A 26921-nucleotide genomic window follows, 5' to 3' on the forward strand; every position below is an offset into this window, starting at 1 on the left:
CTCCGCGCGTTCACGGGGAAGCGAGGGCACGGGTGGACACCGACACCGTGCGGTCGGCGGCGGGGAACGAGGCCGCCGACCTCAGGCGCCAGCAGCGCGGCTGGTACTTCTACGACTGGGCCTGCTCCGTGTACTCCACGAGCGTGGTCACCGTGTTCCTCGGCCCCTATCTGACGTCGGTCGCCGAGGCGGCGGCCGACGCGGAGGGGTTCGTGCACCCGCTGGGCGTACCGGTGCGCGCGGGGTCCTTCTTCGCCTACGCGATCTCCCTGTCGGTGGTCCTGGCCGTGCTGGTGATGCCGCTGGTGGGCGCCGCGGCCGACCGCACCGGGCGCAAGAAGCCGTTGCTCGCGGCCGCCGCGTACACCGGGGCCGCCGCCACGGCGGGCATGTTCTTCCTGGACGGCGAGCGCTATCTGCTCGGCGGTCTGCTGCTGGTGGTCGCGAACGCGGCGCAGTCCGTGGCGATGATGCTCTACAACGCCTACCTGCCGCAGATCGCACCGCCGGAGGAGCGCGACGCGGTCTCCTCGCGCGGCTGGGCGTTCGGGTACGCGGCCGGGGCCCTGGTCCTGGTCCTGAACCTGGTCCTCTACACCGGTCACGAGAGCTTCGGTGTCTCCGAGGGCACGGCGGTGCGCATCTGCCTGGCCTCGGCCGGCCTGTGGTGGGGAGCCTTCGCGCTGATCCCCCTGCGCCGGCTGCGCGACCGCCGTGCTCCGGTGCGGGAGGCCGGCAAGGGTGCCCTGCCGGGGTTCCGGCGGCTCGCGGCGACCCTCCGCGACATGCGCCGGCATCCGCTGACGCTCGCCTTCCTGCTGGCGTACCTGGTCTACAACGACGGCATCCAGACCGTGATCTCCCAGGCCTCGGTGTACGGCTCGAAGGAACTGGGGCTCGGGCAGTCGACGCTGATCGTGGCCGTGCTGCTGGTGCAGGTCCTGGCGGTGGCGGGCGCGCTGGCACTGGGCCGGCTGGCGCGGCGGTACGGGGCGAAGCGGACGATCCTCGGCTCCCTGGTCGCCTGGACCGTGACCCTGGGCGCCGGGTACTTCCTGCCGGCCGGGGCCCCGGTGTGGTTCTTCGTGCTGGCGGCCGGGATCGGGCTGGTCCTCGGCGGCAGCCAGGCGCTGTCCCGCTCGCTCTTCTCCCACCTGGTGCCGCCGGGCAAGGAGGCCGAGTACTTCTCGGCGTACGAGATCAGCGACCGCGGGATGAGCTGGCTCGGGCCGCTGCTCTTCGGGCTCACCTACCAGCTCACGGGCAGTTACCGGGACGCGATCATCTCCCTGGTGGGCTTCTTCGTCCTCGGGTTCCTGCTGCTCGCCCGGGTGCCGGTGCGGCGGGCGATCGCCGACGCGGGCAACCCCGTTCCCGAACGGATTTAGCACTCGGCACGAAAGGGCGGTAGTGTACGCGTTTGGCCTGCCAGACGTACCGTTACTGCGCGTCAAAGATGCCGAAACGCTGCGTCACATCTACTAGCAGAGGTGACAAACCGGGCGTCGGTGGGTACTGCAATGGTTGAACAAGGCTGCGGCTACGACGGCGACGCAGACCCGGGACGGGACACGGAACGGGAATCTTTACCGCCGACCGGACGTTGACCGGATGACGACGACAGCGACACCTGTCCTGTGGGCGACAAGCCCGGGAGGCACGATTCATGAGTGAGCGAGCTCTTCGCGGCACGCGCCTCGTGGTGACCAGCTACGAGACGGACCGCGGCATCGACCTGGCCCCGCGCCAGGCCGTGGAGTACGCATGCGAGAAGGGGCACCGCTTCGAGATGCCCTTCTCGGTCGAGGCGGAGATCCCGCCGGAGTGGGAGTGCAAGGTCTGCGGTGCCCAGGCACTCCTGGTGGACGGCGACGGCCCCGAGGAGAAGAAGGCCAAGCCCGCGCGTACGCATTGGGACATGTTGATGGAGCGGCGCACCCGAGAGGAACTCGAAGAGGTCCTCGAGGAGCGTCTCGCCGTTCTGCGCTCCGGCGCGATGAACATCGCGGTTCACCCCCGGGACAGCCGAAAGTCGGCTTGATCCCGCCGGGACCGGGCGGAGACACACACACGCACAGCGGACAGGGCCGTGGGCGCCGTACTCGTACGGCGCCCACGGCCCTGTCCGTGTCCGCTGCCGCCGGTGGGCGGCAGCGGCGGGGCGACGGCCCTACCGCGTCAGCGGCGGGGGCGGGCCCTGCGGCGTGTCACCGGGCGTGGTCCCGGGCTCGTCGCGGATGACCTCGCCCTGGACGACCTTGCCGTCGGGCCGGTGGATGCGCACCTGCTGGAAGGCACCGCCCAGCGAACCGTGCGCGGCCTCGCGGAGCTTGCGCTCGAGGGTGCGCTCGGCCTGGCGGCTGACGGCCTTCTGGACCGGCGGCACCAGCAGGAGCAGTCCCAGCGCGTCCGAGACGAGACCGGGGATGATCAGCAGCAGGCCGCCCAGCATCATGAGGCCGTTGCCCTCGCTGTTGGGTCGGGGCCCGGGCGTCACCGTGCCGCCCTGCTGCTGTTGCAGTGTCTCGGTGAGGTTCTTGAAGGCCCGCCGGCCGGCCCGCTTGATGACGACCGAGCCGAGGACGACACCGCCCACCAGCACCAGGAAGACCACGAGGCCGTTCGACGCGCCGGCGACCACGGTCAGCAGCCAGATCTCCAGGACGAGCCACGCGGCGACGGCCAGCGGCAGGAAGCCGCGCACCCGGGAGCGCCGGGGCCGGACGGGTTGCGGGGTCTGAGCGCCAGTCGTCATACCCCCAGTGTGCCTGGGCCCGGCTCAGGGCGGGATAAGCGGGGTGAGGAGCGGCCGGCCGGCGGCCGCCTACGCCTCGGGCTGCTTCACGCCGGGGGCGGGCTGCTTGTCGTCGCCGCGCCCCAGGACCTTGCCGACGCGCTCCCCCACGCCCCACGCGGTGACCCGCCACAGCGCCTCGACGAGGATGTCGCGGCTCATCTTGGAGTCACCGAGTTCGCGTTCGACGAAGGTGATGGGGACCTCGACCACGTGGTAGCCGGCCTTGACCGCGCGGCGGGCCAGGTCGACCTGGAAGCAGTACCCCTGGGAGGCCACGTCCTCCAGGCCCAGGCCCCTCAGGGTCGCGGCGCGGAAGGCCCGGAACCCGCCGGTGATGTCACGCAGCGGCAGATCGAGCGCCACGCGCGAGTAGAGACTGCCGCCGCGCGAGATGAACTCGCGGGACTTCGGCCAGTTCACCACCCGGCCGCCCGGCACCCAGCGCGAGCCGAGCACCAGGTCGGCGCCTTTGAGCGCGGTGAGCAGGCGGGGCAGTTCCTCGGGCTGGTGGGAGCCGTCGGCGTCCATCTCGACCAGCACGTCGTAGCCGTGCTCCATGCCCCAGCGGAAGCCCGCGAGGTAGGCCGCACCCAGGCCTTCCTTGCCCTTGCGGTGCAGCACCCGCACGTGGTCGTCCGTGGCGGCCAGTTCGTCGGCGAGCTTGCCGGTGCCGTCGGGGCTGTTGTCGTCGGCCACGAGCACGTGTGCCTCGGGGACGGCCTTGCGCACCCGGCCGACGATGGCCTTGATGTTCTCCGCCTCGTTGTAGGTCGGGATGATCACCAGAGCCATGCCGAGCGGGCCGAAGTTCCGCCCCCGGGATCCCGCTTCGGAGGTCCCCTCGCCGTCGTTCACTGCTGCCCCTTCGTGTCCTGTGCGCAGGGTCCCACCATAGTCGTCGGGGCCTGCGCCGACGTGACAGGACGTTCGTATGGTGGTGTCGTTTTCCGAAGATCGGGTAGTCATCCGCTTCTGTGCCGTGCTGCGGGGCGGGTACGGCGGCGGATGGGGGCCCGGCGCCCTTCGGGCCGGCCTGGGATCCGCCGGCTGCGGATCGACCTGAAGCCGTTGTCTACTGAGCGCCCGGGCCCCACCCGGGGTCACACCTCCCCGACCGGCTGGAACGTCCCTCGGTCCTGCGCCGGCGCTGAGCCTGGCTCCCAGTGGCGGTGCCCCGGTGCGGCACACCGTCCCTGACCCAGCGGCGCTGACGCGAGTGGCCGGACGTTCTCCGGGCGGGCGTCCGGTGGTGGACCCGGCCGAACCTACCGGCCCCCCGCCGCCGCCTGTCAACAGTCGTTCGACCTGCGTATTGCGGACCAAATGCCTGGTCAGCGGCGAGGATGCGCAGGTCGCGAGACGGGGGCCCGATACAAGATCACTACCGCGCCCGTGCCGTAGATCACTCGCCCGGCCGTACGAAGACGGTGCGGCCGCCGACCACCGTGCGCAGACAGACGGGCAGGTCACGGCCCGGAGTGAGGTCGGGCAGACCCGGGGTGCCGGAGCGGGGGTCGGTGGACCAGCGCGCCACCCGGTCGTCCGGCGCCTGCACGACGAGTTCACCGGTACGCCAGACGGCGTAGTCGGCGGGCGCGCCGGGCACCAGGACGCCCGCGTCGTCGCGGCCGACGGCCCGCCAGCCGCCGCGCGTGTGGGCGGTGAAGGCGGCGCGGACGGAGACGCGGTGCTCCGGGGTGTGGTGGAAGGCGGCGGCGCGGACGGTGCCCCACGGGTCGAGGGGGGTGACCGGGCTGTCGGAACCGAAGGCGAGCGGCACACCGGCGCGCAGCAGTGCCGCGAACGGATTCAGGGAGCGGGCCCGCTCCCGGCCGAGACGCCGGGCGTACATGCCCTCCTCGCCGCCCCACAGGGCGTCGAAGGCCGGCTGCACGGAGGCGGTCAGACCGAGCTCGGCGAAGGCGGCCACGGTGTCGGGGGTGAGCATCTCGGCGTGCTCCACACGGTGCCGCGCGGCGCGCACCCGGGCGAGGCCGAGCCGCTCGGCGGCGGCGCGCACGCCGTCCACGACGGCACTCAGCGCGGCGTCGCCGATGGCGTGGAAGCCCGCCTGGAGACCGGCCTCGGTGCAGGCGGCGACATGGGCGGCCACGGCGGCCGCGTCCAGGTGGGCCGTGCCGGTGTGACCCGCGTCGGCGTAGGGCTCGTGCAGGCAGGCGGTGTGCGAGCCGAGCGCGCCGTCGGCGAACAGGTCCCCCGCGGCGCCGGTCGCGCCCAGCTCGCGGGCCTTGGCGACGTCCTGCTCGGCCCAGTAGCCGACCACGCGCGGGCCGCTCTCCTGCGCGGCGAGCCGCAGCAGGCCGGTGAAGTCGTCCTCGGAGGAGATCTCCGGGCCGCCGCACTCGTGGACCGTGCCGATGCCGAGGGAGGCGGCGTGGGCGAGGGCGGCCCGCTGGGCCGCGGCACGCTGGGCCGGTGTGACGGCGTCCAGGGCGGCGGCGCGCACCGCGTGGTGGGCGTCCCCGGTGAGCGGGCCGTCCTCGCGCGCGGTCCCGCCCGGGAGCAGGTCGAGCAGCGCGGTGGTGACGACCGCGGAGTGGACGTCGATCCGGCTCAGGTAGAGGGGGCGGCCGCCGGTGGCCTCGTCGAGCTCCGCGCGGGACGGGGCCCGGCCGCCGGGCCAGCGGGCGGCGTCCCAGCCGTGGCCGAGCAGGACCCGGTCGTCGGGGCGGGTGGCGGCGAACTCCCGTACGCGGGTCAGTGCCGCCTCCAGCGAGGGGGCGGTGGAGAGGTCGAGGCCGGTGAGGGCGAGTCCGGTGGCCGTGGTGTGCACGTGCGCGTCGGTGAACGCGGGGGTGACCAGCGCCCCGTCGAGGTCGACCACCTCGTCGACCCCGTCCGCGAAGGCGTCGGCGGCGCCTTCGGAGCCGACCCAGGCGACCTGACCGCGCTCGACGACCATCGCGGTCGCGAAGGGATCGGCGGGACTGTGCACCTCTCCGCGACGGAGCAGGACGGTGTGCGACGGGACGGTACGTTCACTCATGTCCCACAGTCTCGCGCGTCGGCCCGGGCGGGCGGCACGCAGGTCCGGTTCCCGGGGCACGCCCGCCGGGCGCACGGGGGCCGTGGTTCCGTGCGGCCGGCCGGCCGCACGGGCGGTGTGTCCGGCCGCCCGTTCAGACGCGGGGCGGGCGGGCCTCGTACGGGGTGGACAGGACGACCGTCGTGCGGGTCGAGACGCCGGCCAGGGAGCGTACGCGGGCGAGGAGTTCCTCCAGTTCGTGCGGTGTGGACACGCGCACCTTGAGGATGTAGTTCTCGTCGCCCGCGACGCTGTGGCAGGCCTCGATCTCGGGGACGCCGGCGAGGCGGTCCGCGATGTCGTCGGGGGCACTGGGGTCGAAGGGTTTGACCGAGATGAAGGCCGTGATGGGCAGCCCCACGGCCTCCGGGTCGACCACCGCGGCGTAACCGCGGATGACACCGCGCTGTTCCAGCCTGCGCACCCGCTGGTGCACGGCCGACGTGGACAGACCCGTGGCCTTGCCCAGGTCTGTGTAGCTCATCCGCCCGTCCTTGACGAGCAGCTGCACGATCTGTCGGTCCAGCTCCTCCATGGCGCAGAACCTACAGGGCGCTTGATCGTCCCGGATACCTGGACGGGGGCGGTGGTGCCGCCCTACCGGGCAACCGCGAAGGGCATGTGACGAACGCCACAGCCTTTGGGCCGTCTCCGTGATGTTCCCGTGATTACGCCCCTGGGGCGACGGGAAGTGCTTGCTGTGGTCGAGGCCGCAGCGCCGTCACGGCCCAGCCCGAGGGGGAGAACCCAATGCAGAGTCTTAAGCGCCCTGGTCGTACCACGGCCAGGCGGCAGCAGCCGGTCGTCGTGCCCGAGCCGGAGTACGTCGAGTCCGACACCCCGGACGACGAACCCGACGCGTACGACACGTTCGAGATGTACCGGGTGATCTGCCCGGACTGCGCGCAGCCGATCGCCCTGCTGGCGGACGAGGACGTCCTGCCGGAGCACGCGCTGTGCGCCTCCCCGTGGAACCCGTTCGGGCTCACGGTGTGTGCCGGCACCGGCCGTCCGGCCTCCGAGGCCCGGCCCGCGGACGAGTCCTTCGAGCCGCAGGAGCAGGACACCGCGCTGCTGTTGACGCTCCCTCAGGGGCTCGACTGGCGCACCCAGCCCTTCTCGCACGTCGGCGGCCCGGGCTCGCGTCCCATGAGGGTCCCGTCGATGCGGCGCCACGCCGCCTGAGCACCCGCGGGGGTGAGGGGCGGGCGGTCCGCCCCCCTCACCCCCGCGTCGGCGTCCTGCCCGCGCGCCGGCGACCGGTTCAGCGGGTTTCCGGCCCCGCGAGGTGGCGGGCGATGACCATCCGCTGGATCTGGTTGGTGCCTTCGACGATCTGCAGCACCTTGGCCTCGCGCATGTACCGCTCGGCCGGGAAGTCCGCGGTGTAGCCGTAACCGCCGAGGATCTGCACGGCGTCGGTCGTGACCCGCATCGCGGTGTCGGTGCAGTGCAGCTTCGCCATGGCCGCCTGCTTGGCGTACGGCCGTCCCGCGTCGCGCAGCCGGGCCGCCGCCAGGTACAGCGCGCGTCCCGCCTCGATCTGCGTGGCCATGTCGGCGATCATGAAGCGCAGCCCCTGGAAGTCGGCGATCGGCTTGCCGAACTGCCGCCGCTCGGCCGCGTAGCCGAGCGCCTCGTCGAGCGCCGCCTGGGCCAGGCCGATGGCGCAGGCGGCGATGCCGAGCCGGCCGCCGTCGAGCGCCGCCAGGGCGATCGCGAAGCCCTGCCCCTCCTCCCCGACGCGCCGCGCGTCGGGCACCCGGACGCCGTCGAAGTGGAGCTGGGCGGTGGGCGAGCCCTTCATGCCCATCTTCTTCTCGGGCAGGGCGGCGCTCAGCCCCTCGGCGTCGCCGGGCACCAGGAACGCGGTGATCCCGCGCGGGCCCTCCTCGCCGGTGCGGGCCATGACCGTGCAGAAGTCGGCGACACCGCCGTGCGTGATCCATGCCTTGGTGCCGGTGATCACCCAGTCGTCGCCGTCGCGCACCGCCCTGGTGCGCAGGGACGCCGCGTCCGATCCCGAGGCGGGCTCGGAGAGGCAGTAGGCGCCGAGCAGACCGCCGCCCAGCATCGCGGGCAGGTGTTCGACCTGCTGCTCCTTGGTGCCGTAGGCGGCGAGCGCGTAGGAGGCCAGGGTGTGCACGCTGACGCCCAGGCCGACGGTGAGGCGGGCCGTGGCGAGCTCCTCGAGCACCTGGAGGTAGACCTCGTAGGGCTGCTCGCCGCCGCCGTACTCGGAGTCGTAGGGCAGGCCGAGCAGGCCGGACTCGGAGAGGAGGGTGAAGAGTTCGCGCGGGAAGCGTCCGGCGTCCTCCTCCTCGGCCGCCCGCGGGGCGATCTCGCGCTGGGCGATGTCGCGGACGAGCGAGATGAGGTCCCTGGCCTCGTCCGTGGGCAGTTGCCGGTCCACCGGCTGCGGGGCGCGGTCGGGCATGGCGACGCTCTCCTCCCTGTTCGGGCACAACGGCGTGCGCCTTGGGTGGGGGCGGCTCCGCCGGGGTCGATTCGGTGCCTGGCCGATGCTCGCACTCCCGGGTCTCGGAAGCTGCTGACCAGCGGCTGTGCGCTGTGAGTATGCCCGATCGGCGGAGGCGAGTCACCAGTTAACGACCGCTTACTTCCAGGATAACCGCGCCACGCTTCGCCGCACGGGGGCCGACGACCGCGCGGCCCCGCGTCCGGGCCGGCGGCGGCCCCGCGTCCGGGCCGGCGGTTCGGGACGTCGAGGGGTGCGGTCCTGCGGGCGGGGGTCCACGCGCCCGCCGGGCGGCGGGGCCGGCTTCAGGCGTCGCGGCGGGCGGGCGCGGGGGCCGGGTGGGCGGGGTCCAGTTCCTCGATGGCGCGCATGGTCCCGCCGAGCGTCTTCACCAGCAGTGCGCACATCGTCTCGCGGGGCAGTTCACCGCGGTCGATCCAGGCGAGCGCGGCGCCCTCCACGCTGCACACCCAGGCCAGCAGCGCCATCCGGGCCACCGGGGCGACGTCGGTGCGGCCGTAGGCACCCTCGGCGATGGTCGCGACGATGGCTTCCCGCACCCCGTCCCGGACGGCGTGCACCTCGGCGTCGAAGCCGACGCCGCCGCTGACGATCGCGCGGTACGCGGCCTGGTTGTGCTCGGCGTACCGCAGATAACTGTCGATGGTGCGCTGCACCCGCTCCACCGGCGGCAGTTCGGCTCCGCTGGCCGCGTAGGTGACCAGCCCGGCCACCGAGTCCTCGATGATCGCCAGGTAGTAGCCCCGCTTGGAGTGGAAGTAGTAGTAGATCAGCCCCTTGGCGACCTGCGCCTGGCGCGCGATGTCGTCCATCGACAGGGCGTCGTACGACCTGTCGGCGAACAGGCTCCGCCCGATGGCGATGAGCTCGGCCTTGCGGGCCGAAGAGCGCTGGGTACCGCGCGCCACGGGGCGCGCGGCGGGCTGCTTGCTGACGTTCAATTCGACCCAGGTCTCCTGCGGGCGGCGGGACAATCCCGCAGTATGGCAGGTCGGCCGCCGGGCCCGGCGGCCGAGGGCACGGGACTACAGCAGTCCCAGCCGGGTCACCAGCATCGCGAGGACCACGACGAGGGTCCAGCCCATGGCGTGCTCGAGGATCTTCGGTCCGTCCTCCCGCGGACCCCCGGTGCGGGCGCGGGTGACGGTGGCTGCGTTCGCGGTCATGGCTGCTCGCTGGTCTCGGTGGTGCGTGGACTCCCCCTGTGGTGCCGTCCACTGTGCCATCGCGAACGGCCGGTGCGGCCGAGAGGTCGGTCACACGGCGGGCGGGCCCCGGGCGTCCCGGGGCCCGCCCGCCGGACCGGCTAGCGCACCCCCACCGCCGCGAGCGCCTTGCGCTGCCGCGGGGTCGGACGGGCCGGGAAGTACAGGTAGCAGACCCCTCCGGTGCCGGAGGCCACCTTGCCGGAGGCGTTGTACCGCTTGGTCCGCAGCCAGATGTTCTCCCACTCGCGCCGCCGGTAGACGCGGCGCACCGCCTCGTTGTCGTCGGAGGCGGGATCGTTGGCGATCACATCGCCGTCGGCGGTGAAGCCGATCACGGTCATCAGGTGCCCGGCGGTGCCGTACCCCGCTCCGGTCAGCTCCTTCTCCAGGAACGACTGGGAGGTGATGGCCGGGATGCCCGCGGCGATCAGCTGCTCCAGGTCGGTGAGGGAGGTCAGCCGGGTGACCACGCCCTGCAGGCCGTCGAAGGTGGCCGCGTAGGCGGCGTTGAACGGCCAGTTGCCGCAGCCCGCGTACTGGTGGTCGTAGGTGTGACGCGCGGCGTGGCAGACCTGGGGGTCGGCGTAGGAGGGGTCGACCCAGGACAGCTGTTCCTCGGTGAGCCGGCCGCCCCAGTACTCGATGATCATCTGCGAGGAGGTCGGGCTGCACCAGGCCTCCCCGCCGTTGTCGTACTCGGGGTACTGGCCCTTGTGGATCTCCTGCGAGTAGCGCGGGACGGCCAGTTCACCGGCGAAGCGGGGCGTCGAGGCGGGGACCGTGAACCGGTCGGGGACGTCGGAGCCCATCGCGCCGGCCCGCCACACGGTCGGGGTGAGGCGCGTGCCGGGGCGGCGGTGGAGGGTGAGGCGCAGCCGGTAGGAGACGAGGCGCAGGCCCGAGGCGGCGTCGTCGATGGCGAAGGTGTCCGTCCAGACGCTGCTCCTGCCGTCGCCCTGGTCGTCCACCGAGGTGCGCCGGATGTCCTGGTCCCCGGCCGCCCAGCGGCCCATGACGTACCAGGGGGTGTCCGTGCCGTCGGAGTAGCGGCCCTTCAGTTCGACCTGCAGCCAGGTGCCCTCGGGGGTGTGCGCGTTCCAGGAGGGGACGACCTCGGTGGCCGGCACCTCGAGGCGGTGGACGGGCGAGGTCCACCGCGCGTACTCCCAGGCGGACGTGCGGCCCGTGTGCGGGTCGGTGTAGTCCGTGGTGCCCGCGGCCCTCGCGATCACCAGGCCGGGACGGGCACCGGCGACGGCGCGCGTCCCGTCGGCGGTGCCGCCGCGCCAGTCGGTGTACGACGTCCAGGCCCGGTTGTCGACGGTGCGGGCGGCGTCCCGCCGGGCGTCCGCCGCGCCGGCGGCGCCCGCGGTCCGGGTGCCGGCGGCCGCCGGGACCGCGCTCCCGGCCACGGTGGCGACGACCGCCGCGGCGAGGAGGGCTCTGCGGGAGGGCAGTTCGGCTCTGCTCATGGGTGGAGGACCCCCAGGTGTCGGAGTCGGGTACGGGACCGGTGCACGGCAGGCCGGACGGCGTCCGTCCGCCGGGTGGAGCGTGTGTGGGCCAACTATGAACGCAGCCGCACGGATCCTGCCAGCACCCCGGCCGTACCGGGCCCGACCAACATGGGACTCGACCAATGACGGGACGCGGGCGGCGGGCCCTTAGAGTGCTGCCGTCAGCCGTCCGCCCCAGCCCCCGGGAGACCAGCCATCCACGACCTCGCCTCCCGCGTCCGCCGGCTCGCCCCCTCCTGCGGCGCGGTCCGCCTCGTCGGCGTCGACGGGCACGCCGGCTCGGGCAAGTCCACGTTCGCCGGGCGGCTGGCGGCGGCGCTGGACGGCGCCCCGGTGCTGAGACTCGACGACGTCGCCAGCCACGACGAGCTGTTCGACTGGACCGGGCGCCTGCTGGACCAGGTGATCCGGCCGCTCGCCCGCGGTGAGACCGCGCACTGCTCCCCCTACGACTGGCGCAGCCGCCGCTTCGGACCGCCCCGCCCGCTGCCGCCCGCGCCCGTGATCCTCGTGGAGGGGGTGGGTGCGGGCCGCCGGGCGCTGCGCCCGTACCTGGCGCTGCTGCTGTGGATGGCTCTGCCCCGTGAGGAGTCCTGGTCGCGGGGCCGGGCACGGGACGGGGAGGAGCAGCGGGAATTCTGGGACGGCTGGACGCGCGCGGAGCGCGCACACTTCGCGGGTGACCCCACGCGCCCCTTCGCGCATCTCCTGGTGCGGCAGTGCGGGGAGGGGTACGAGGTGGTTCCCGGGCCTGCCGGGACAGCCGAATCACCCCCTCCGCTCACGCACGGTGACCAGCCGTAGGCGATGTGGTGATCCTGTGAAGGGCGGCCCGAAACAGGTTGCCGCAGTCGCCCAACTCCGCTTGACCCGGGGCCCGTACAGGTCTTACGTTCTCAATGAGCGGCCCTTCGGAGCCGCCCGCGGACGCGAAGCCCCCGGTTGTTCCCCCGTGACCGGGGGCTTCGTTCTGCCCTCCACCCGCCTTCCGAGCGCTCAGCGGCATATGCCGGTCACTCTGGGTCATCGAAAGGCCGGGTACGCCCTCTCCACCACCCCGCTCCCCCACCCGCACGGCACCCTACGGACGTGACGCCGCCGCAGGTACGATGCCCTCGGTGCGACCCGGGCACGAAGCTGCGCGCACCTTGCAACTCCGGTCCGCGGCAGAGCGGTTCGACCACAGGGAGCCGACGGGCGAGGGCCGGCCGGCACACCGACGGGGGCACGGTTTGTGGGGGACGTGATGGACTTCGGCACGCAGGGCGCGCAGGCCCCGGCCGACCTCGCCTGGCTGCGAGGCGTGGACGCCTACACCATGGGCGCCTATCCGCAGGCGGAGGAGGAGTTCCGCACCGCGGTGCGGATCGACCCGGGGATGGCCGACGGCTGGCTCGGACTGCACGCGCTGCGCATCGACACGACGGCCGCGCTGCTGCGGATGTACCGGCACCGCGAGCGCTTCGGCGAACAGCGCGCCCGGCACCGACGCACCCTGAACTCCTGGTACTGGCTCGGCTGGTGGGTGCAGCCGGTGCTGGAGAGCCCCCGCGACCTGCTGCTGGCCCACGCCTCCCACTGGCTGGACGGCCGCCACGTCCCCGAGCTGGACCGGGCACTGGCCGGACTGCCCCCCGTGGACACCGATTCCCAGGTCCGTTTCCTGCACGCCTGCCGCGCCTATCTGGTCAAGGACTGGGAGCAGTTGGTCCGGTACACGGACTCGCTGGTCGAGGACCCGGTGCTGGGCATCGAGGCGGGTCTGTTCGGCGGCATGGCCCGGGTACGGCTGGAGATGTACGGGCAGGCCGAACCGCTGCTGTCGGCGGCCCTGATGCGGTGCCGCAGCGAACAGCCGCAGCGCAAGGAGCTGCGCTACTGGCTGGCCCGCGCCCACGAGGGAACGGGCCGCAGCGCCGCGGCGCTCCCCCTGTACCGGGCGGTGCACCGGGTCGACCCGGCCTTCATGGACACCTCCGCCCGGCTCGCCGCGATCGCCGAGGGCGACGGCTACGACGATGCCGCCGCCGACCTCGCCGCGATCACCCTCGCGGGCGCCGGTGACGTGGTCGACGGCCCGGACACGCTCGATCCCCTCTTCGGCCCCGAGGGGCGTGATCTCCGGCTGCCCGCCCCCGAACCGCCCGTGGCCCCGCTGTCGCCGATCTCCCGGCCGGGGGCTCGGGTACGGGCGGTCGGCACCGCCCCGTCGCTGCCGACGGGTCCCACCGATCCGGCGTTACTGGAGGAGGCGCTTGCCGAGCTGGAGCGCATGGTGGGGCTGGAGCCGGTGAAGCGGCAGGTCAAGGCGTTGTCGGCACAGCTGAACATGGCGCGGCTGCGGTCCGTCCAGGGGCTGCCGGTGCAGCCGCCGAAACGGCACTTCGTCTTCTCCGGTCCGTCCGGGACGGGGAAGACCACGGTGGCCAGGATCCTGGGCCGGGTGTTCTACGCGCTCGGGCTGCTCGGCGGTGACCACCTCGTGGAGGCGCAGCGGGCCGACCTGGTCGGCGAGTACCTCGGGCAGACGGCCGTGAAGGCCAACGAACTGATCGACTCCGCGCTCGGCGGGGTGCTGTTCGTGGACGAGGCGTACGCGCTGTCCAACTCCGGTTACGGCAAGGGCGACGCCTACGGGGACGAGGCCCTGCAGGTGCTGCTGAAGCGGGCGGAGGACAACCGTGACCACCTGGTGGTGATCCTCGCCGGGTATCCGGAGGGGATGGACCGGCTGCTGGCGGCGAACCCCGGGTTGTCGTCACGGTTCACCACCCGGGTGGACTTCCCCTCGTACCGGCCGCTGGAACTCACCGCCATCGGCGAGGTGCTGGCCGGGGAGAACGGGGACGGGTGGGACGAGGAGGCGCTGGACGAGCTGCGGTCGATCGCCGGACACGTGGTGGACCAGGGATGGATCGACGAGCTGGGCAACGGGCGGTTCCTGCGGACGCTGTACGAGAAGAGCTGTGCGTACCGGGACCTGCGGTTGTCGGTGTACCCGGGCGCTCTGACCCGGGAGGACCTGGCGACGCTGCGGCTGCCTGACCTCATGCAGGCGTACGGGGAGGTGCTGTCCGGGCGGGGGCCGTCGGCCCCACCCGGGCTGTGAGGTCCCGGTGGGGCCGGCGGCGGTGTCCGGGCCCGCCCCGCTCCGCGGTGGGGGGCGGCGGTCCCTGCGGCTAGGTCGCCAGTGCCTCCTCCGGGGTCCCGCCGGCTCTCTGCGGCGTGAGCGTCACCCCGCGGTGGGCGGGGTCCCTCACCTCGCCGACCAGGAGTTCCAGGACGTCCTCCAGGGCCACCAGACCCAGGACCCGGCCGTCGGCACCGGCGACCTGGGCAAGGTGCGTCGCGGCCCGGCGCATCACCGTGAGGGCGTCGTCCAGGGGCAGTTCGGGGCGCAGGGTCGTCATCCGGCGCCAGAGCTGCCGCGGGACGGGACGGCCGGAGTCCTCCAGGTCGAGCACGTCCTTGACGTGGAGGTAGCCCAGGAAGGCGCCGCCGTCCCCGGCCACCGGGAAGCGGGAGTACCCGGTGCGGGCGGTGAGCTCCACGATCCGCGCCGGGGTGACCGCGGGGGTGACCGTGATCAGCGACGTGCCCTCGATCAGGACGTCCGTCACCGGGCGGGAGCCCAGTTCCAGGGCGTCCTCCAGGTGCTCGGCCTCCTCGGGGTCGAGGAGACCCGCCTGGCCGGCGTCCTCCACCAGCCGGTTGAGCTGCTCGCTGGTGAAAACGGCCTCGACCTCGTCCTTCGGCTCGACGCCGAACAGCCGCAGAACGGCCCGGGCGCAGGCGCCGAGCGCGACGGTGACCGGCCGGCACAGCCGGGCGAACCAGACCAGCCCGGGGCTCAGCCACAGCGCGGCCGTCTCCGGGGCCGCCATCGCGAGGTTCTTCGGGACCATCTCGCCGATGACGAGGTGGAGGAAGACCACGACGGCCAGCGCGATGACGTAGCCGAGCGGGTGGATCAGGCCGTGGGGCACGTGCATCCAGGCGAAGACGGGCTCCAGCAGATGGGCCAGTGTCGGTTCGGCGACCGCGCCCAGGGTCAGTGAGCAGACGGTGATGCCGAACTGGGCCGCCGCCATCATCTGCGGCAGGTGCTCCAGTCCGTACAGCACCTGGCGGGCGCGGGCGGTGCCGAGCGGCTCGATCTGGCTGCGGCGGACCGAGACCAATGCGAACTCGGCGCCGACGAAGAAGCCGTTGGCGAGCACGAGCAGGGCGGCGAAGAGGAGCTGCAGCACGCTCATCCGGCGGCCTCCGTCAGGGGCAGCGGGGCCGTTCTGACCAGGCGTACGCGCTCGGCGCGGTAGTGGTCCACCCTGCGCACCGACAGCCGCCAGCCGGTCAGTTCGGCGCGGTCGCCGACGGCCGGGATGCGGCCGAGCAGGTCGGCGACCAGTCCCGCCACCGTCTCGTAGGGGCCCTCGGGCACGTCCAGCCCGATGCGCCGCAGCGCGTCGACCCGGACGGCGCCGTCGACGTCCCAGGCCGGGTTCCCGTCCTCCGGCGGGGCGGCGGCGAGTTCGGGGACGTCCTGTCCGTCGTGCTCGTCGCGCACCTCGCCGACGATCTCCTCGACGATGTCCTCCAGGGTGACGACCCCGGCCGTGCCGCCGTACTCGTCGACGACGACCGCGATGGGCTGCTCGCTGCGCAGCCGGGTGAGCAGCGGCCGTACCGGCAGGGTCTCGGGGACCAGCAGGGCCGGGCGGGCGATGCGGCCCGCGGGGGTGCGCAGCCGCTCCCGCGCGGGCACTGCGAGGGCGTCCTTGAGGTGGACCATGCCGACGATCTCGTCGATGCGGTCCCGGTAGACGGGGAAGCGGGACAGGCCGGTGGCCCGGGTCAGGTTGACCACGTCCTCGGCGGTCGCCGACGCGTGCAGGGCGCTGACCTTCACGCGCGGGGTCATGACGTGCTGCGCGGTCAGCTCCCCCAGGGACAGGGTGCGGACGAAGAGGTCCGCCGTGTCCTGCTCCAGGGCGCCGGCCCGCGCGGAGTGGCGGGCCAGGGAGACGAGTTCGCCGGGGGTGCGGGCGGAGGCGAGCTCCTCGGCCGGCTCGAAGCCCAGGGCGCGTACCAGACGGTTGGCGACGGCGTTCAGCCCGGCGATGACCGGGCGGAACAGACGGGCGAACGCGTGCTGCGGGCCGGCGACGAAGCGGGCCACCTGCAGCGGACGGGAGACCGCCCAGTTCTTGGGCACGAGTTCACCGATCACCATCTGCACCGCCGAGGCCAGCAGCATGCCGACGACGACGGCCACTCCGGGGACCGCGGCCCGGGGTATCCCGATGCCGGTGAACGGGCCGCGCAGCAGTGCGGCGAGCGCCGGCTGGGCCAGCATGCCGACGACGAGGGAGGTGAGGGTGATGCCGAGCTGGGTGCCGGAGAGCTGGAAGGACAGTTCCCTCAGCGACTCGACGACCCGGCGGGCGCGCCGGTCACCGGCCGCGGCGGCCCGTTCGGCGTCCGGTCGCTCGACGGTGACGAGGCCGAACTCGGCGGCCACGAAGAACCCGTTGGCCAGGATCAGCAGGAAGGCGGCCGCGAGGAGCATCAGGGGGGTGGTCATCATGCCGCCGCCTCCGCACGCGCGCGAACCCGGTGACACGGGTCCGCGCCGGGTCGGCAGGGGGCGGCGCAGGTACTACAGGACGATCCGTCCATCGCCGGAGAAGGTCACTCCTCGGTCAGCAGGAGCCCCTGGGCCACCGGGCGGGGCGGCAGGGGCGAAGGCGCGGTCGTCGCGCCTTCGCCCACCAGATTAATCACGACACGGGCGACCGCGGCAGGCGGACGGCCGCCGCGCTTCCCCGGACCGTCCCCCCCCTCACGGGGTGCGGCGCGCGGAGGCGACGGGGAGTCAGCCCCGGGCCGGTCCGGGCCCGGCCGCGGAGCGGTCCTCGGCGAGGGCCCGCAGGGCGCGTGCGTCGGCGACGGCGCGCGCCTTGGCGATGCCGGGCTGGATGCCCAGGACGGGCATGCTGGTGCCGTCGCTGAGGTCGAGGAAGACCCAGGGATCACCCGGGCGGAGGTTCACCCGAAGGATCTGCGCCCACTCCAGGCGGCGCCGGCTCATGATGTTGACGACGGTGACGCCGTCCTCGTCCGCGACGACCTTCGGCCGGGCCAGCAGGAACAGCACGCCGGCCAGCAGTGCGGCCGTGAACACGAAGCTGATCCGCTCCCCCGGGCCGAGCTGCTTCAGCAGCAGGCCGATGAGGGAGACGACCAGGAACAGCGCGGCGCCTGCGGTGTGCAGCACCGCCCGGGTGCGGGCGGGGCGGAAGGTGACGGGCAGGGCGGGCGCGCCCGGGTTGGGTTCCGACATGGGGGTGCTCCGTGGCCGGTCAGAGGCGGCAGGCGTGGATGGCCGTGGTGAGGATGGCGCGGGCGCCGATGTCGTAGAGGTCGTCCATGATCCGCTGTGCGTCCTTGGCGGGGACCATGGCGCGGACGGCGACCCAGCCCTCGTTGTGCAGCGGGGAGACGGTCGGCGACTCCAGGCCCGGCGTGAGCGCGACGGCCTTCTCCAGCTGCTCGACGCGGCAGTCGTAGTCCATCATCACGTACGTGCGGGCGACGAGGACGCCCTGGAGGCGGCGCAGGAACTGCTGCACCTTGGTCTCGACGGTCTCGTCGGCGTCGGCGGAGGCGCCGGTGCGGCGGACGACGACGGCCTCGGACTTCATGATCGGCTCGCCGAAGACCTCGAGGCCCGCGTTGCGCAGCGAGGTGCCGGTCTCCACGACGTCGGCGATGACCTCGGCGACGCCGAGTTCGATGGCGGTCTCGACGGCTCCGTCGAGGTGGACGACGGAGGCGTCGACGCCGTGGTCGGCGAGGTGCCCCGCGACGATCCCCTCGTAGGAGGTGGCGACCGTCCGGCCGGCGAGGTCGGTCAGGCCGGTCGCCGTGCCGGGCTTGGCGGCGAAGCGGAAGGTGGAACGGGCGAAGCCGAGCGGAAGGATCTCCTCGGCGTCGGCGCCGGAGTCGACGAGCAGGTCACGGCCGGTGATGCCGATGTCGAGCTTGCCGGAGGAGACGTAGATGGCGATGTCGCGCGGGCGGAGGTAGAAGAACTCGACCTCGTTCGTCGGGTCGACGATCCGCAGTTCCTTGGACTCGCGGCGCTGCTGGTAGCCGGCCTCATGCAGCATCTCCCCCGCGGGGCCTGACAGGGAACCCTTGTTGGGGACGGCGATGCGCAGCATGAGGTCGGCTTCCTTCGTGTGCAGGGGTGTGTCGCGGGCGCGGGTTCACAGGTGGGCGTAGACGTCGTCGAGGGAGATGCCGCGGGCGACCATCATCACCTGGACGTGGTAGAGCAGCTGGGAGATCTCCTCCGCCGCCGCTTCCTTGCCCTCGTACTCGGCGGCCATCCAGACTTCGGCGGCCTCCTCGACGACCTTCTTGCCGATGGCATGGACGCCCTTGTCGACCAGCTCGGCGGTGCGGGAGGTGGCGGGGTCGCCGTGGGCTGCCTTGTGCTGGAGCTCGGTGAAGAGCTCCTCGAACGTCTTCTTGGACATGGTGGTCCTTACCCTACGCGCTGACGGGGACTGCTCACCGCCAGGGTTCGGATACCGAGCGCAGGCAGGCCGCGGTCGCCACGGCCGCGGTGACCGCCTCGTGGCCCTTGTCCTCGCTGGAACCCTCCAGTCCGGCGCGGTCCAGGGCCTGCTCCTCGGTGTCGCAGGTGAGCACGCCGAAGCCGACGGGCACGCCGGTGTCGACCGAGACCTGGGTGAGGCCCTGGGTGACACCCTGGCACACGTAGTCGAAGTGGGGCGTGCCGCCCCGGATCACGACGCCGAGGGCGACCACGGCGTCGTAGCCGCGGCCGGCCAGCACCTTGGCGACGACGGGGAGTTCCCAGCTGCCGGGCACCCGGAGCAGGGTCGGTTCGTCGATGCCGAGGTCGTGCAGGGCGCGCAGGGCGCCGTCGACCAGTCCGTCCATCACCTTCTCGTGCCACTGTGCCGCGACGACGGCGACCCGCAGGTCACCCACATTGCGTACGGACAGCTCCGGTGCACCCTTGCCGCTCACGTCTCTCCTCGGTGGTTCTCTTACTGGTTGCCGCAGGCGGGCACGGTCGGCGTGTCCAGCCAGGGCAGGTCGTGGCCCATCCGGTCCCGCTTGGTGCGCAGGTAGCGGAGGTTGTGCTCGCTCGCGGTGACGGGCATCGGCTCGCGCCGGACGACCTCGATGCCGTGGCGGGCGAGCGCGTCGGACTTGTCGGGGTTGTTGGTCATCAGGCGGACGTCGCGCACCCCGAGGTCGGCGAGGATCTGCGCGCCGGCGCCGTAGTCGCGGGCGTCGGCGGGCAGTCCGAGTTCGAGGTTGGCGTCGAGGGTGTCCCGGCCGCGTTCCTGCAGTTCGTAGGCGCGCAGCTTGGACATCAGGCCGATGCCGCGGCCCTCGTGTCCGCGCAGGTAGACGACGACACCGCGGCCCTCGGCCTGGATGCGGCCGAGGGAGGCGTCGAGCTGGGGGCCGCAGTCGCAGCGGCGCGAGCCGAAGACGTCGCCGGTGAGGCACTCGGAGTGGACCCGGACCAGGACGTCCCGGCCGTCGCCGATCTCGCCGTGGACGAGGGCGACGTGTTCCACGCCGTCGACGACGGAGCGGTAGCCGTACGCGGTGAAGACGCCGTGGGAGGTGGGCAGCCGGACCTCGGCCTCGCGGCGGACGGTGGGCTCGGCGGAGCGCCGGTAGGCGATCAGGTCCTCGATGGAGATGATCGTCAGGCCGTGCTTGCGGGCGAACGGGACGAGCTCGGGCAGCCGCAGCATGCGGCCGTCCTCGCCGGCGATCTCGACGATGGCGCCGGCGGGGCGCAGTCCGGCGAGGCGGGCGAGGTCGACGGCGGCCTCGGTGTGGCCGTTGCGCACGAGCACACCGCCGGGGCGGGCGCGCAGCGGAAAGACGTGGCCGGGGCGGACCAGGTCGGCGGGTCCGGCGGTGCCGCCCGCCAGCAGCCGGAGCGTGGCGGCGCGGTCGGCGGCGGAGATGCCGGTGGTCACGCCGTGGGCGGCGGAGGCGTCGACGGAGACGGTGAACGCGGTCTTCATCGACTCCGTGTTGTCGTCGACCATCTGCGGCAGGCGCAGCCGGTCCAGTTCCTCGCCCTCCATGGGTGCGCAGATCAGGCCGCGGCACTCGCTCATCATGAAGGCGACGATCTCCTCGGTCGCCATCTCGGCGGCGATGACGAGGTCGCCCTCGTTCTCGCGGTCCTCGTCGTCGACGACCACGACGGGCCGGCCGGCCGCGATGTCGGCGACGGCCTGGGCGACGGGGTCGAGCCGGAGGTCGAGGTCGTCGGTGTCGTGGAGGAGCGGTGGGAGCGCCGGGGCGGCGCCGCGGTGGCCGCCCCGGGTCTTCTGCTCCGGGGGACCCTCGACCGGGGTGGCGGGGGGAGACGGGCGGGCGCTCATGCCGGCGCTCCTTCCAGGGCGGGCCGCGCGTCGCGTGAGCGCAGCCACCAGTCGCGCAGGCCCCACAGGACCAGTGCGCCGTAGATGACGTAGACGAAGCCGGAGAAGGCGAAGCCGTTGGCGAAGTTCAGCGGGACGCCGACCAGGTCGACCAGCAGCCAGGCGAACCAGAACTCGACCATGCCCCGGGCCTGGGCGTACATGGCGACGATCGTGCCGACGAAGATGTAGGCGTCCGGCCAGGGGTCCCAGGACAGGGACGGGTAGAGGGTGAACAGTCCGCCGACGGCGAGGGTGCCGAGTACGGCCCCGGTCAGCAGTGCGCCCCGCTCGCGCCAGGTCGCGAAGCGGACGGCGATGGAGCCGTCCTGTGCCTGCTGCCGGCCGCGGTTCCACTGCCAGAAGCCCCAGGAGGCGACGAGCATGACGACGATCTGCTTGCCCGCGCTGCCGGAGAGGTGGGCGGTGGCGAACGCGGCGAAGAGGATGAGTCCGGAGACGAACTGGGCGGGCCAGGTCCACAGGGAGCGGCGCCAGCCCAGGGCGAGGGCGACCAGACCGATCACGTTGCCGATCATGTCCGACCACTTGATGTGCTGGTCGAAGAGGGTGAAGGCCTCGGAGTTGAGCCAGTTCACCGGGCCACCCCCTCACCCGTGGCGCGGTCGCCCAGCATCCGCTCGACGTACTTGGCGATGACGTCCACCTCGAGGTTGACCGGGTCGCCGGGCTGCTTGATGCCGAGCGTGGTCAGGGCGAGGGTGGTGGGGATGAGGCTGACGGTGAAGTGGTCGTCCGCGGCGTCGACGACGGTGAGGCTGATGCCGTCGACGGTGATGGAGCCCTTCTCCACGACGTAGCGGGAGAGGCCGGCCGGGAGCGAGATGCTGACGAGCTCCCAGTGCTCCGACGGGGTGCGCTCGAGGATCTCCCCGGTGCCGTCGACGTGTCCCTGCACGATGTGGCCGCCCAGGCGGGAGCCGACGGCCGTGGGCCGTTCGAGGTTGACGCGGGAGCCGACGGCGAGCGCGCCGAGGCTGGAGCGCTTCAGGGTCTCGGCCATGACGTCCGCGGTGAACTCGTCGCCCTGGTGCTCGACCACCGTCAGGCAGACGCCGTTGACGGCGATGGAGTCCCCGTGCCGGGCGCCTTCGGTGACGACGGGGCCGCGCAGCCGGAAGCGACAGGCGTCGTCGAGCGTCTCGACGGCGGTGATCTCGCCCAGCTCTTCGACGATTCCGGTGAACACTTCCCGGGTCCTCCTGCCTCTTCGGGCACGGACTCCGGGGCTGTCGATGACGACAGAGCACGAGCGGGGACACCGGGAGCGACGCCGGACAGGGCTCGCCGCGCGGGCGAACCGGTACGACGGCGCGCATGGATGCCCGCCCGCCGCGCACTGCCTCCCATCCGGACTTTAACCGTCGGTCCAGGAATTTCACCTGGTCAACCGGCCGCTGGAGGCGACCGGGTCGCGGACTGTAACCGCCGGTTCGGACTTTCACCGACCCCGGAGTGCGCTGCTACTGGTACAGGGCCAGTGTGCCACGACCGGGCACCCTCCATACGGGCGAGGGGTGTGGAGTGGCTCACAGGCGGTGACGTCCGGGCTGCCGAGGGTCGCACGGCGGGCAACTCCGGGCCGCCCGGGCCACCTTGAGAGCGCACGGGATTGGTCCATACCTATTGACGCTGTGGTCTAGTCCTCTTAGGGTCCGAGCCAACTTCCGTGGAGAGGAACCCACTGTGCCGTCCCCCTCACGCCCCGGAGCGAGATGCGCGCTGCTCGCTTCCGCCGCCGCCGTCGCGGGTCTGCTGCTCACCTCCCTGCCCGCCACCGTCTCGCACGCCGCCGGCCAGGAGTCCTGCCGTCCCGACGGCCTCTACTCGACGCCGGGCGTCGACGTCCCGTACTGCTCGGTGTACGACTCGGCCGGGCGGGAGAAGATGGGCTCCGACCACCAGCGCCGGGTGATCGGCTACTTCACCGGCTGGCGCCACGGCAAGGACGGCAAGCCCGCCTACCTGGCCTCCGACATCCCCTGGGACCGGATCACCCACATCAACTACGCGTTCGCGCACGTCGACAAGGGCAACAAGCTCTCCGTCGGCGCGGCCGGCGCCACCAACCCGGCGACCGGGATGACCTGGCCGGGCGTCCCCGGCGCGGAGATGGACCCGGCTCTGCCCTACCAGGGGCACTTCAACCAGCTGACCAAGTTCAAGAAGCAGCACCCGGACGTCAAGACGCTCATCTCCGTGGGCGGTTGGGCCGAGACGGGCGGCTACTTCGACGACAGCGGGCAGCGCGTGGACTCCGGCGGCTTCTACTCCATGGCCACCCACGCCGACGGCTCGGTCAACCAGGCCGGCATCGACACGTTCGCCGACTCGGCGGTCGACTTCATCCGGACGTACGGCTTCAACGGTGTCGACATCGACTACGAGTACCCGACGACGATGAAGGACGCGGGCAACCCGCTCGACTGGTCCTTCGCCAACGGCCGCCGCGCCGGCCTGGTCAAGGGGTACGCGGCGCTGATGAAGACGCTGCGCGAAAAGCTGGACCGCGCGGGCGCGGCCGACGGCAGGCACTACCTGCTGACGGTGGCGGCCCCCTCGTCCGGCTACCTGCTGCGCGGCATGGAGACCTTCCAGGTCCAGAAGTACCTGGACTACGTCAACATCATGTCGTACGACCTGCACGGCGCCTGGAACGAGTACGTCGGCCCGAACGCCTCGCTCTTCGACGACGGCAAGGACGCCGAACTGGCCGCCGCCGGCGTCTACACGACCTCCCAGTACGGGGGCATCGGGTACCTCAACACCGACTGGGCGTACCACTACTTCCGCGGCTCGATGCCGGCCGGCCGGATCAACATCGGACTGCCGTACTACACACGCGGGTTCAAGAACGTCACGGGCGGCACGGACGGGCTGTGGGGCAGGGCGCCCTCGACGAACTGTCCGGCGGGCTCCGGACTGACCAAGTGCGGTGACGGCGCCACCGGCATCGACAACCTGTGGCACGACCTGGACACCGGCGGCAAGGAGTCCCCGGCCGGTTCCAACCCGATGTGGCACGCCAAGAACCTGGAGAAAGGCGTCGTCGGGGACTACGTCACCGACTACGGCTTCCCGGCCGGCACGCGGCTGACCGGCACCTACGCCCGCAAGTACGACTCCACGCTGGTGGCGCCCTGGCTGTGGAACGCCGAGAAGAAGGTGTTCCTGTCCACCGAGGACGAGCAGTCCGTGAAGGCCAAGGCGGACTACGTCGTGGACCGCGGCATCGGCGGCACCATGGTGTGGGAGCTGGCCGGCGACTACGACTGGAACGCCGCCTCGGGACAGTACGAGCCCGGTTCCACGCTGACCACGGCGATGTACGAGAAGTTCAAGGCCGCCGCTCCGTACGGCGCCACGCGGGCGACGACGCAGATGCCGCCCGAGGCGCTGGACATCGGCGTCGACTTCGGGCAGTTCCCGCTCGGCGACTCCAACTACCCGATCAGCCCCAAGCTGAAGATCACCAACCGCACGTCCTCGGCGCTGCCCGGCGGCACCGAGTTCCGCTTCGACTACGGCACCTCGGCACCCGCCAACGCCAAGGACCAGTCCGGCTGGGGCACCACGGTGATCAGCTCCGGCCACACGGGCGACAACGTGGGCGGACTCGACGGCGACCACCACCGGGTGTCGCTGAAACTGCCGGCCTGGCAGTCGCTGGCGCCGGGCGCGTCGGTGGAGCTGGACATGGTCTACCACCTGCCGGTGTCGACGCCGTCGAACTGGACGGTGACCTTCGGCGGGAAGACGTACGCCCTGGCCGGGGACCTGGCGCGCGGGACCGCGGTCGTGGAACCGGGCGGCGGGACCACCCCGACCGACCCGCCGACGACACCGCCCGGTGAGGGCGGCGCCTGCACGCAGCCGGCCTGGGACCCGGCGACCGCGTACGGCGGGAGCAGCGTGGTCTCCCACGCGGGGCGCGTGTGGAAGGCGCAGTGGTGGACGAAGGGCGAGGAGCCCGGAACCACCGGCGAATGGGGAGTGTGGCGGGACCAGGGAGCCTGCTGACCCCCGTACGAGACCGGCCCGGCGGTGGTGACGACGGCCCTTGCCCACCGCCGGGCCTCACCATGCGCGGATGCGTGCGGCACGGGACCCGGCCAAGCTGGACGGCGGACGGCGTCGGCCGGCCCGGGTGATGTCACATCCGGCGGTGGCCGGTCCGTCCCTGCTGCGACGGGCGTTCCGCCGGGGAGCGCCGGTGTCCGAAGGGGCTGAACAGCATGACCACGATCCTGGTGACCGGCGGTACCGGAACCCTCGGCCGGCACGTCTGCGAGCGCCTGCGGGCGGACGGGCACGAGGTGCGGGTGCTCAGCCGGAAGGCACGGCCGTACACCGTCGACCTGCGGGAGGGCGGGAGCGCGCTGGACGCCGCCGTCACGGGTGTGGACACGGTCGTGCACTGTGCGACGTCACCGCGCGGCGGCGACGAGAAGGCCGCACGCAACCTGATCGCCGCGGCGCGCCGGGCCGGGGTCACACACCTCGTCTACATCTCGATCGTCGGCGTCGACCGGGTGCCGTACGGCTACTACCGGTCCAAGCTGGCGGTGGAGCGGCTGGTCGAGGAGTCGGGGACCGGCTGGACGGTGCTGCGCGCCACCCAGTTCCACGACCTGGTCCTCACCGTGCTCCAGGGCCTGGCGAGGCTTCCGGTGATGCCGCTGCCGGCCCGGGTGAAGGACCAGCCGGTCGACGTCACGGAGGTGGCGGACCGTCTCGCCGAACTGGCGCTGGGCGCGCCGGCCGGGCGCGTCGACGACCTGGGCGGACCCGAGGTCCGGACGTTCGACTCCCTCGCCCGCGCCTACCTGCGGGCCACGGGCCGCCGCCGTGCGGTGGTGAAGGTGCCGCTGCGCGGTGCGGCCTACCGGGCCTTCCGCGACGGTCACCACCTCGCTCCGGACCACGCGGTCGGCAGGACCACCTTCGACGAGTTCCTCGCCCGCCGGTCCGGCGGGGCACAGCGGTGAGGTGACGCCCGCCCGGCACGGTGGACGGCCGGTGCGCCCGTCCCGTCAGGGAGCGGGCTCCCCGGACGCGCCCGGTGGGGCGGGTGTCACACGTGGGGACCGCCGCCTCGTGGGGTGACGCGGTCAGTGGTCCGGGGCGCCGAAGAGTTCGTCCTGGGCCCGGTCGCGGGCGGTCAGCAGGGCTCCGCGCAGCACCGCGCCGCCGCCGAGGGTGCTGGGGAGCACCTCGGCGGGCAGCGGGGACATCGCGGCCAGCCGGTCCCGTACCCGGGACGCCAGCGGCTCGCCGCCCGCCTGCCCGACCTCCCCGCCCAGGACCACGCAGCCGGGGTCCAGCAGGGCGACCACCGACGCGGCACCCACCGCGATCCGGTCGGCGAGGGCGTCGAGGAAGGGGGCGCCGGCGGGGTCGGTGAGGGCGGCCCGCACCGCGCCCTCCGCTCCGCGGGCGGCTCCCGGCTCCGCCCCGATGCCGTACTCCCCCGCCAGCTCCGCGACCGCCGCCGCGCCCACCAGGGAGTGGAAGCCGCCCTCGCAGTCGGTGGCCGAGGGCAGGCCGCGGGTGCCGGGCACCGGGAGGAAGCCGATCTCGCCCGTGCCGCCGGAGGCGCCCCGGCGCAGGGTGCCGTCGAGGATCACCGCCGCGCCGGTGCCGTGACCCAGCCAGAGCAGGACGAAGGTGTCCCGGTCGCGGGCCGCGCCGTGGCGCTGCTCGGCGAGCGCGGCGAGGTTGGTCTCGTTCTCCACGCTGACACGCGCCTCGGGGAGCCGTTCCTGCAGTGCGGCGACCAGGCGGCGGTGCCATGCGGGCAGGCCGGTGGAGTCGCGCAGTTCGCCGCTCGCCGGGTCGATCAGCCCGGGGGCCCCGATCCCGACGGTGTGCAGCCGGTCGGCGCCCGCCTCCTTCGCCGTCCGCTCGACCAGTTCGACCGCCTGCTCCACCGCCGGCCCGGTGCCCGTGTCGCCGGTGATGGGCAGAGCCGCCTCGGCCAGGACCCCGCCGACCAGGTCGGACACGACCACGGCGACGCCCTCGGTGCGGACGTCCAGCGCGGCCAGGTGCGCCCGGCCCGCGACGATGCCGTACAGCTTGGCGTTCGGACCGCGACGCTGTTCCTTCGCCTCCCCGGTCACCGCGATGAGTCCGGCCGCGCCGAGACGCTCGACGAGGTCGGCGACGGTGGGCCGGGACAGGCCGGTCAGCTCCTTCAACTGCCCCGCGGTCAGCGGTCCCTGCTGCTGGAGCAGGCGCAGGGCGAGCCGGTCGTTGATGGCTCGGGCGGTGCTCGGGGATGCGGCCATGCCGGGATCCTTCCAGATCGGCGGGGCCGGTCGGCGCGAGGACCGCCG

General features: G+C 73.0%; 25 protein-coding genes and 1 riboswitch. Of the genes, 7 read left to right on the forward strand and 18 right to left on the reverse strand.

What is annotated here, in order from left to right:
- Nucleotides 1-32 precede the first annotated feature (32 nt).
- Complete coding sequence (locus tag IE118_RS24405) at nt 33-1388, forward strand: MFS transporter (RefSeq protein WP_189560182.1); 1356 nt, start codon at nt 33-35, stop codon at nt 1386-1388.
- Between the two features lie 278 nt (nt 1389-1666).
- Nucleotides 1667-2041: an RNA polymerase-binding protein RbpA gene (locus IE118_RS24410; RefSeq protein ID WP_003977404.1), complete on the forward strand. Its 375-nt coding sequence runs from the start codon at nt 1667-1669 to the stop codon at nt 2039-2041.
- A gap of 129 nt (nt 2042-2170) precedes the next feature.
- Here the strand turns inward: IE118_RS24410 and fxsA are convergent, their stop codons facing one another.
- The 4 genes from fxsA to IE118_RS24430 form a co-directional block, all read right to left on the reverse strand.
- Complete coding sequence (fxsA, locus tag IE118_RS24415; RefSeq protein ID WP_189560183.1) at nt 2171-2755, reverse strand: FxsA family membrane protein; 585 nt, start codon at nt 2753-2755, stop codon at nt 2171-2173.
- 69 nt (nt 2756-2824) lie between these two features.
- Nucleotides 2825-3652 (reverse strand): polyprenol monophosphomannose synthase, encoded by an 828-nt coding sequence (locus IE118_RS24420; RefSeq protein WP_189560184.1) that lies wholly within the window; start codon nt 3650-3652, stop codon nt 2825-2827.
- Nucleotides 3653-4199: 547 nt separating this feature from the next.
- A complete protein-coding gene (locus tag IE118_RS24425; RefSeq protein ID WP_189560185.1) occupies nt 4200-5804 on the reverse strand; it encodes an amidohydrolase in 1605 nt (534 codons plus the stop codon).
- Between the two features lie 133 nt (nt 5805-5937).
- Complete coding sequence (locus tag IE118_RS24430; RefSeq protein ID WP_189560186.1) at nt 5938-6378, reverse strand: Lrp/AsnC family transcriptional regulator; 441 nt, start codon at nt 6376-6378, stop codon at nt 5938-5940.
- A 215-nt stretch (nt 6379-6593) separates the two neighbouring features.
- On the opposite strand from IE118_RS24430, the gene IE118_RS24435 reads away from it, so the two are divergent.
- Nucleotides 6594-7028 (forward strand): hypothetical protein, encoded by a 435-nt coding sequence (locus IE118_RS24435; RefSeq protein ID WP_189560187.1) that lies wholly within the window; start codon nt 6594-6596, stop codon nt 7026-7028.
- 79 nt (nt 7029-7107) lie between these two features.
- On the opposite strand, the gene IE118_RS24440 is transcribed toward IE118_RS24435, so the two are convergent.
- The 4 genes from IE118_RS24440 to IE118_RS24455 form a co-directional block, all read right to left on the reverse strand.
- On the reverse strand, nt 7108-8280 hold the full coding sequence (locus IE118_RS24440) for an acyl-CoA dehydrogenase family protein (protein WP_189560188.1): 1173 nt from the start codon (nt 8278-8280) through the stop codon (nt 7108-7110).
- Between the two features lie 347 nt (nt 8281-8627).
- On the reverse strand, nt 8628-9284 hold the full coding sequence (locus IE118_RS24445; RefSeq protein ID WP_189560189.1) for a TetR/AcrR family transcriptional regulator: 657 nt from the start codon (nt 9282-9284) through the stop codon (nt 8628-8630).
- A gap of 84 nt (nt 9285-9368) precedes the next feature.
- Entirely contained in the window at nt 9369-9509 is a 141-nt protein-coding gene (locus tag IE118_RS24450) for an SCO1431 family membrane protein (RefSeq protein ID WP_189560190.1), read from the reverse strand.
- Between the two features lie 140 nt (nt 9510-9649).
- On the reverse strand, nt 9650-11023 hold the full coding sequence (locus IE118_RS24455) for a C39 family peptidase (RefSeq protein ID WP_189560191.1): 1374 nt from the start codon (nt 11021-11023) through the stop codon (nt 9650-9652).
- Between the two features lie 240 nt (nt 11024-11263).
- On the opposite strand from IE118_RS24455, the gene IE118_RS24460 reads away from it, so the two are divergent.
- Together IE118_RS24460 and IE118_RS24465 are read left to right on the forward strand one after the other, a co-directional pair.
- On the forward strand, nt 11264-11872 hold the full coding sequence (locus IE118_RS24460; RefSeq protein WP_189560367.1) for a uridine kinase family protein: 609 nt from the start codon (nt 11264-11266) through the stop codon (nt 11870-11872).
- Nucleotides 11873-12314: 442 nt separating this feature from the next.
- Nucleotides 12315-14177, forward strand: a complete 1863-nt coding sequence (locus IE118_RS24465) for an AAA family ATPase (RefSeq protein ID WP_189560192.1) — start codon at nt 12315-12317, stop codon at nt 14175-14177.
- 70 nt (nt 14178-14247) lie between these two features.
- Here the strand turns inward: IE118_RS24465 and IE118_RS24470 are convergent, their stop codons facing one another.
- From IE118_RS24470 to IE118_RS24510, 9 genes are all read right to left on the reverse strand, one after another.
- On the reverse strand, nt 14248-15324 hold the full coding sequence (locus IE118_RS24470; protein WP_189560193.1) for a hemolysin family protein: 1077 nt from the start codon (nt 15322-15324) through the stop codon (nt 14248-14250).
- Nucleotides 15321-16652 (reverse strand): hemolysin family protein, encoded by a 1332-nt coding sequence (locus IE118_RS24475; protein ID WP_189560368.1) that lies wholly within the window; start codon nt 16650-16652, stop codon nt 15321-15323. The genes IE118_RS24470 and IE118_RS24475 overlap by 4 nt, the downstream gene beginning before the upstream one ends.
- Nucleotides 16653-16943: 291 nt before the next feature.
- Nucleotides 16944-17411: a PH domain-containing protein gene (locus tag IE118_RS24480; protein WP_189560194.1), complete on the reverse strand. Its 468-nt coding sequence runs from the start codon at nt 17409-17411 to the stop codon at nt 16944-16946.
- Nucleotides 17412-17430: 19 nt separating this feature from the next.
- On the reverse strand, nt 17431-18294 hold the full coding sequence (gene hisG / locus IE118_RS24485; protein ID WP_189560195.1) for an ATP phosphoribosyltransferase: 864 nt from the start codon (nt 18292-18294) through the stop codon (nt 17431-17433).
- A 45-nt stretch (nt 18295-18339) separates the two neighbouring features.
- Nucleotides 18340-18612: a phosphoribosyl-ATP diphosphatase gene (locus tag IE118_RS24490; protein ID WP_004990764.1), complete on the reverse strand. Its 273-nt coding sequence runs from the start codon at nt 18610-18612 to the stop codon at nt 18340-18342.
- Between the two features lie 34 nt (nt 18613-18646).
- The gene (ribH, locus tag IE118_RS24495; RefSeq protein WP_189560196.1) at nt 18647-19132 is read right to left on the reverse strand and encodes a 6,7-dimethyl-8-ribityllumazine synthase; all 486 of its coding nucleotides are present in this window, start codon (nt 19130-19132) and stop codon (nt 18647-18649) included.
- Between the two features lie 20 nt (nt 19133-19152).
- The gene (locus IE118_RS24500; protein ID WP_189560197.1) at nt 19153-20523 is read right to left on the reverse strand and encodes a bifunctional 3,4-dihydroxy-2-butanone-4-phosphate synthase/GTP cyclohydrolase II; all 1371 of its coding nucleotides are present in this window, start codon (nt 20521-20523) and stop codon (nt 19153-19155) included.
- Complete coding sequence (locus tag IE118_RS24505; protein WP_189560198.1) at nt 20520-21161, reverse strand: nicotinamide mononucleotide transporter family protein; 642 nt, start codon at nt 21159-21161, stop codon at nt 20520-20522. Before IE118_RS24505 ends, IE118_RS24500 begins: the two co-directional genes overlap by 4 nt.
- Nucleotides 21158-21772: a riboflavin synthase gene (locus IE118_RS24510; protein ID WP_189560199.1), complete on the reverse strand. Its 615-nt coding sequence runs from the start codon at nt 21770-21772 to the stop codon at nt 21158-21160. The genes IE118_RS24505 and IE118_RS24510 overlap by 4 nt, the downstream gene beginning before the upstream one ends.
- 143 nt (nt 21773-21915) lie before the next feature.
- Nucleotides 21916-22046: riboswitch (FMN riboswitch) on the reverse strand.
- A gap of 223 nt (nt 22047-22269) precedes the next feature.
- On the opposite strand from IE118_RS24510, the gene IE118_RS24515 reads away from it, so the two are divergent.
- Together IE118_RS24515 and IE118_RS24520 are read left to right on the forward strand one after the other, a co-directional pair.
- Nucleotides 22270-24603 (forward strand): chitinase C-terminal domain-containing protein, encoded by a 2334-nt coding sequence (locus tag IE118_RS24515; RefSeq protein ID WP_189560200.1) that lies wholly within the window; start codon nt 22270-22272, stop codon nt 24601-24603.
- A gap of 215 nt (nt 24604-24818) precedes the next feature.
- Nucleotides 24819-25571, forward strand: coding sequence for an SDR family oxidoreductase (locus tag IE118_RS24520; protein ID WP_189560201.1), 753 nt, complete (start codon nt 24819-24821; stop codon nt 25569-25571).
- Nucleotides 25572-25694: 123 nt separating this feature from the next.
- Here IE118_RS24520 and IE118_RS24525 read toward each other — a convergent pair whose 3' ends face one another.
- Nucleotides 25695-26873 carry an ROK family transcriptional regulator gene (locus tag IE118_RS24525; RefSeq protein WP_189560202.1) on the reverse strand — a complete coding sequence of 393 codons (1179 nt, stop codon included), beginning with the start codon at nt 26871-26873 and terminating at the stop codon, nt 25695-25697.
- Nucleotides 26874-26921: the final 48 nt, after the last annotated feature.

This window comes from Streptomyces pilosus (genome assembly GCF_014649835.1).
In the GTDB taxonomy this organism is placed as follows: domain Bacteria; phylum Actinomycetota; class Actinomycetes; order Streptomycetales; family Streptomycetaceae; genus Streptomyces; species Streptomyces pilosus.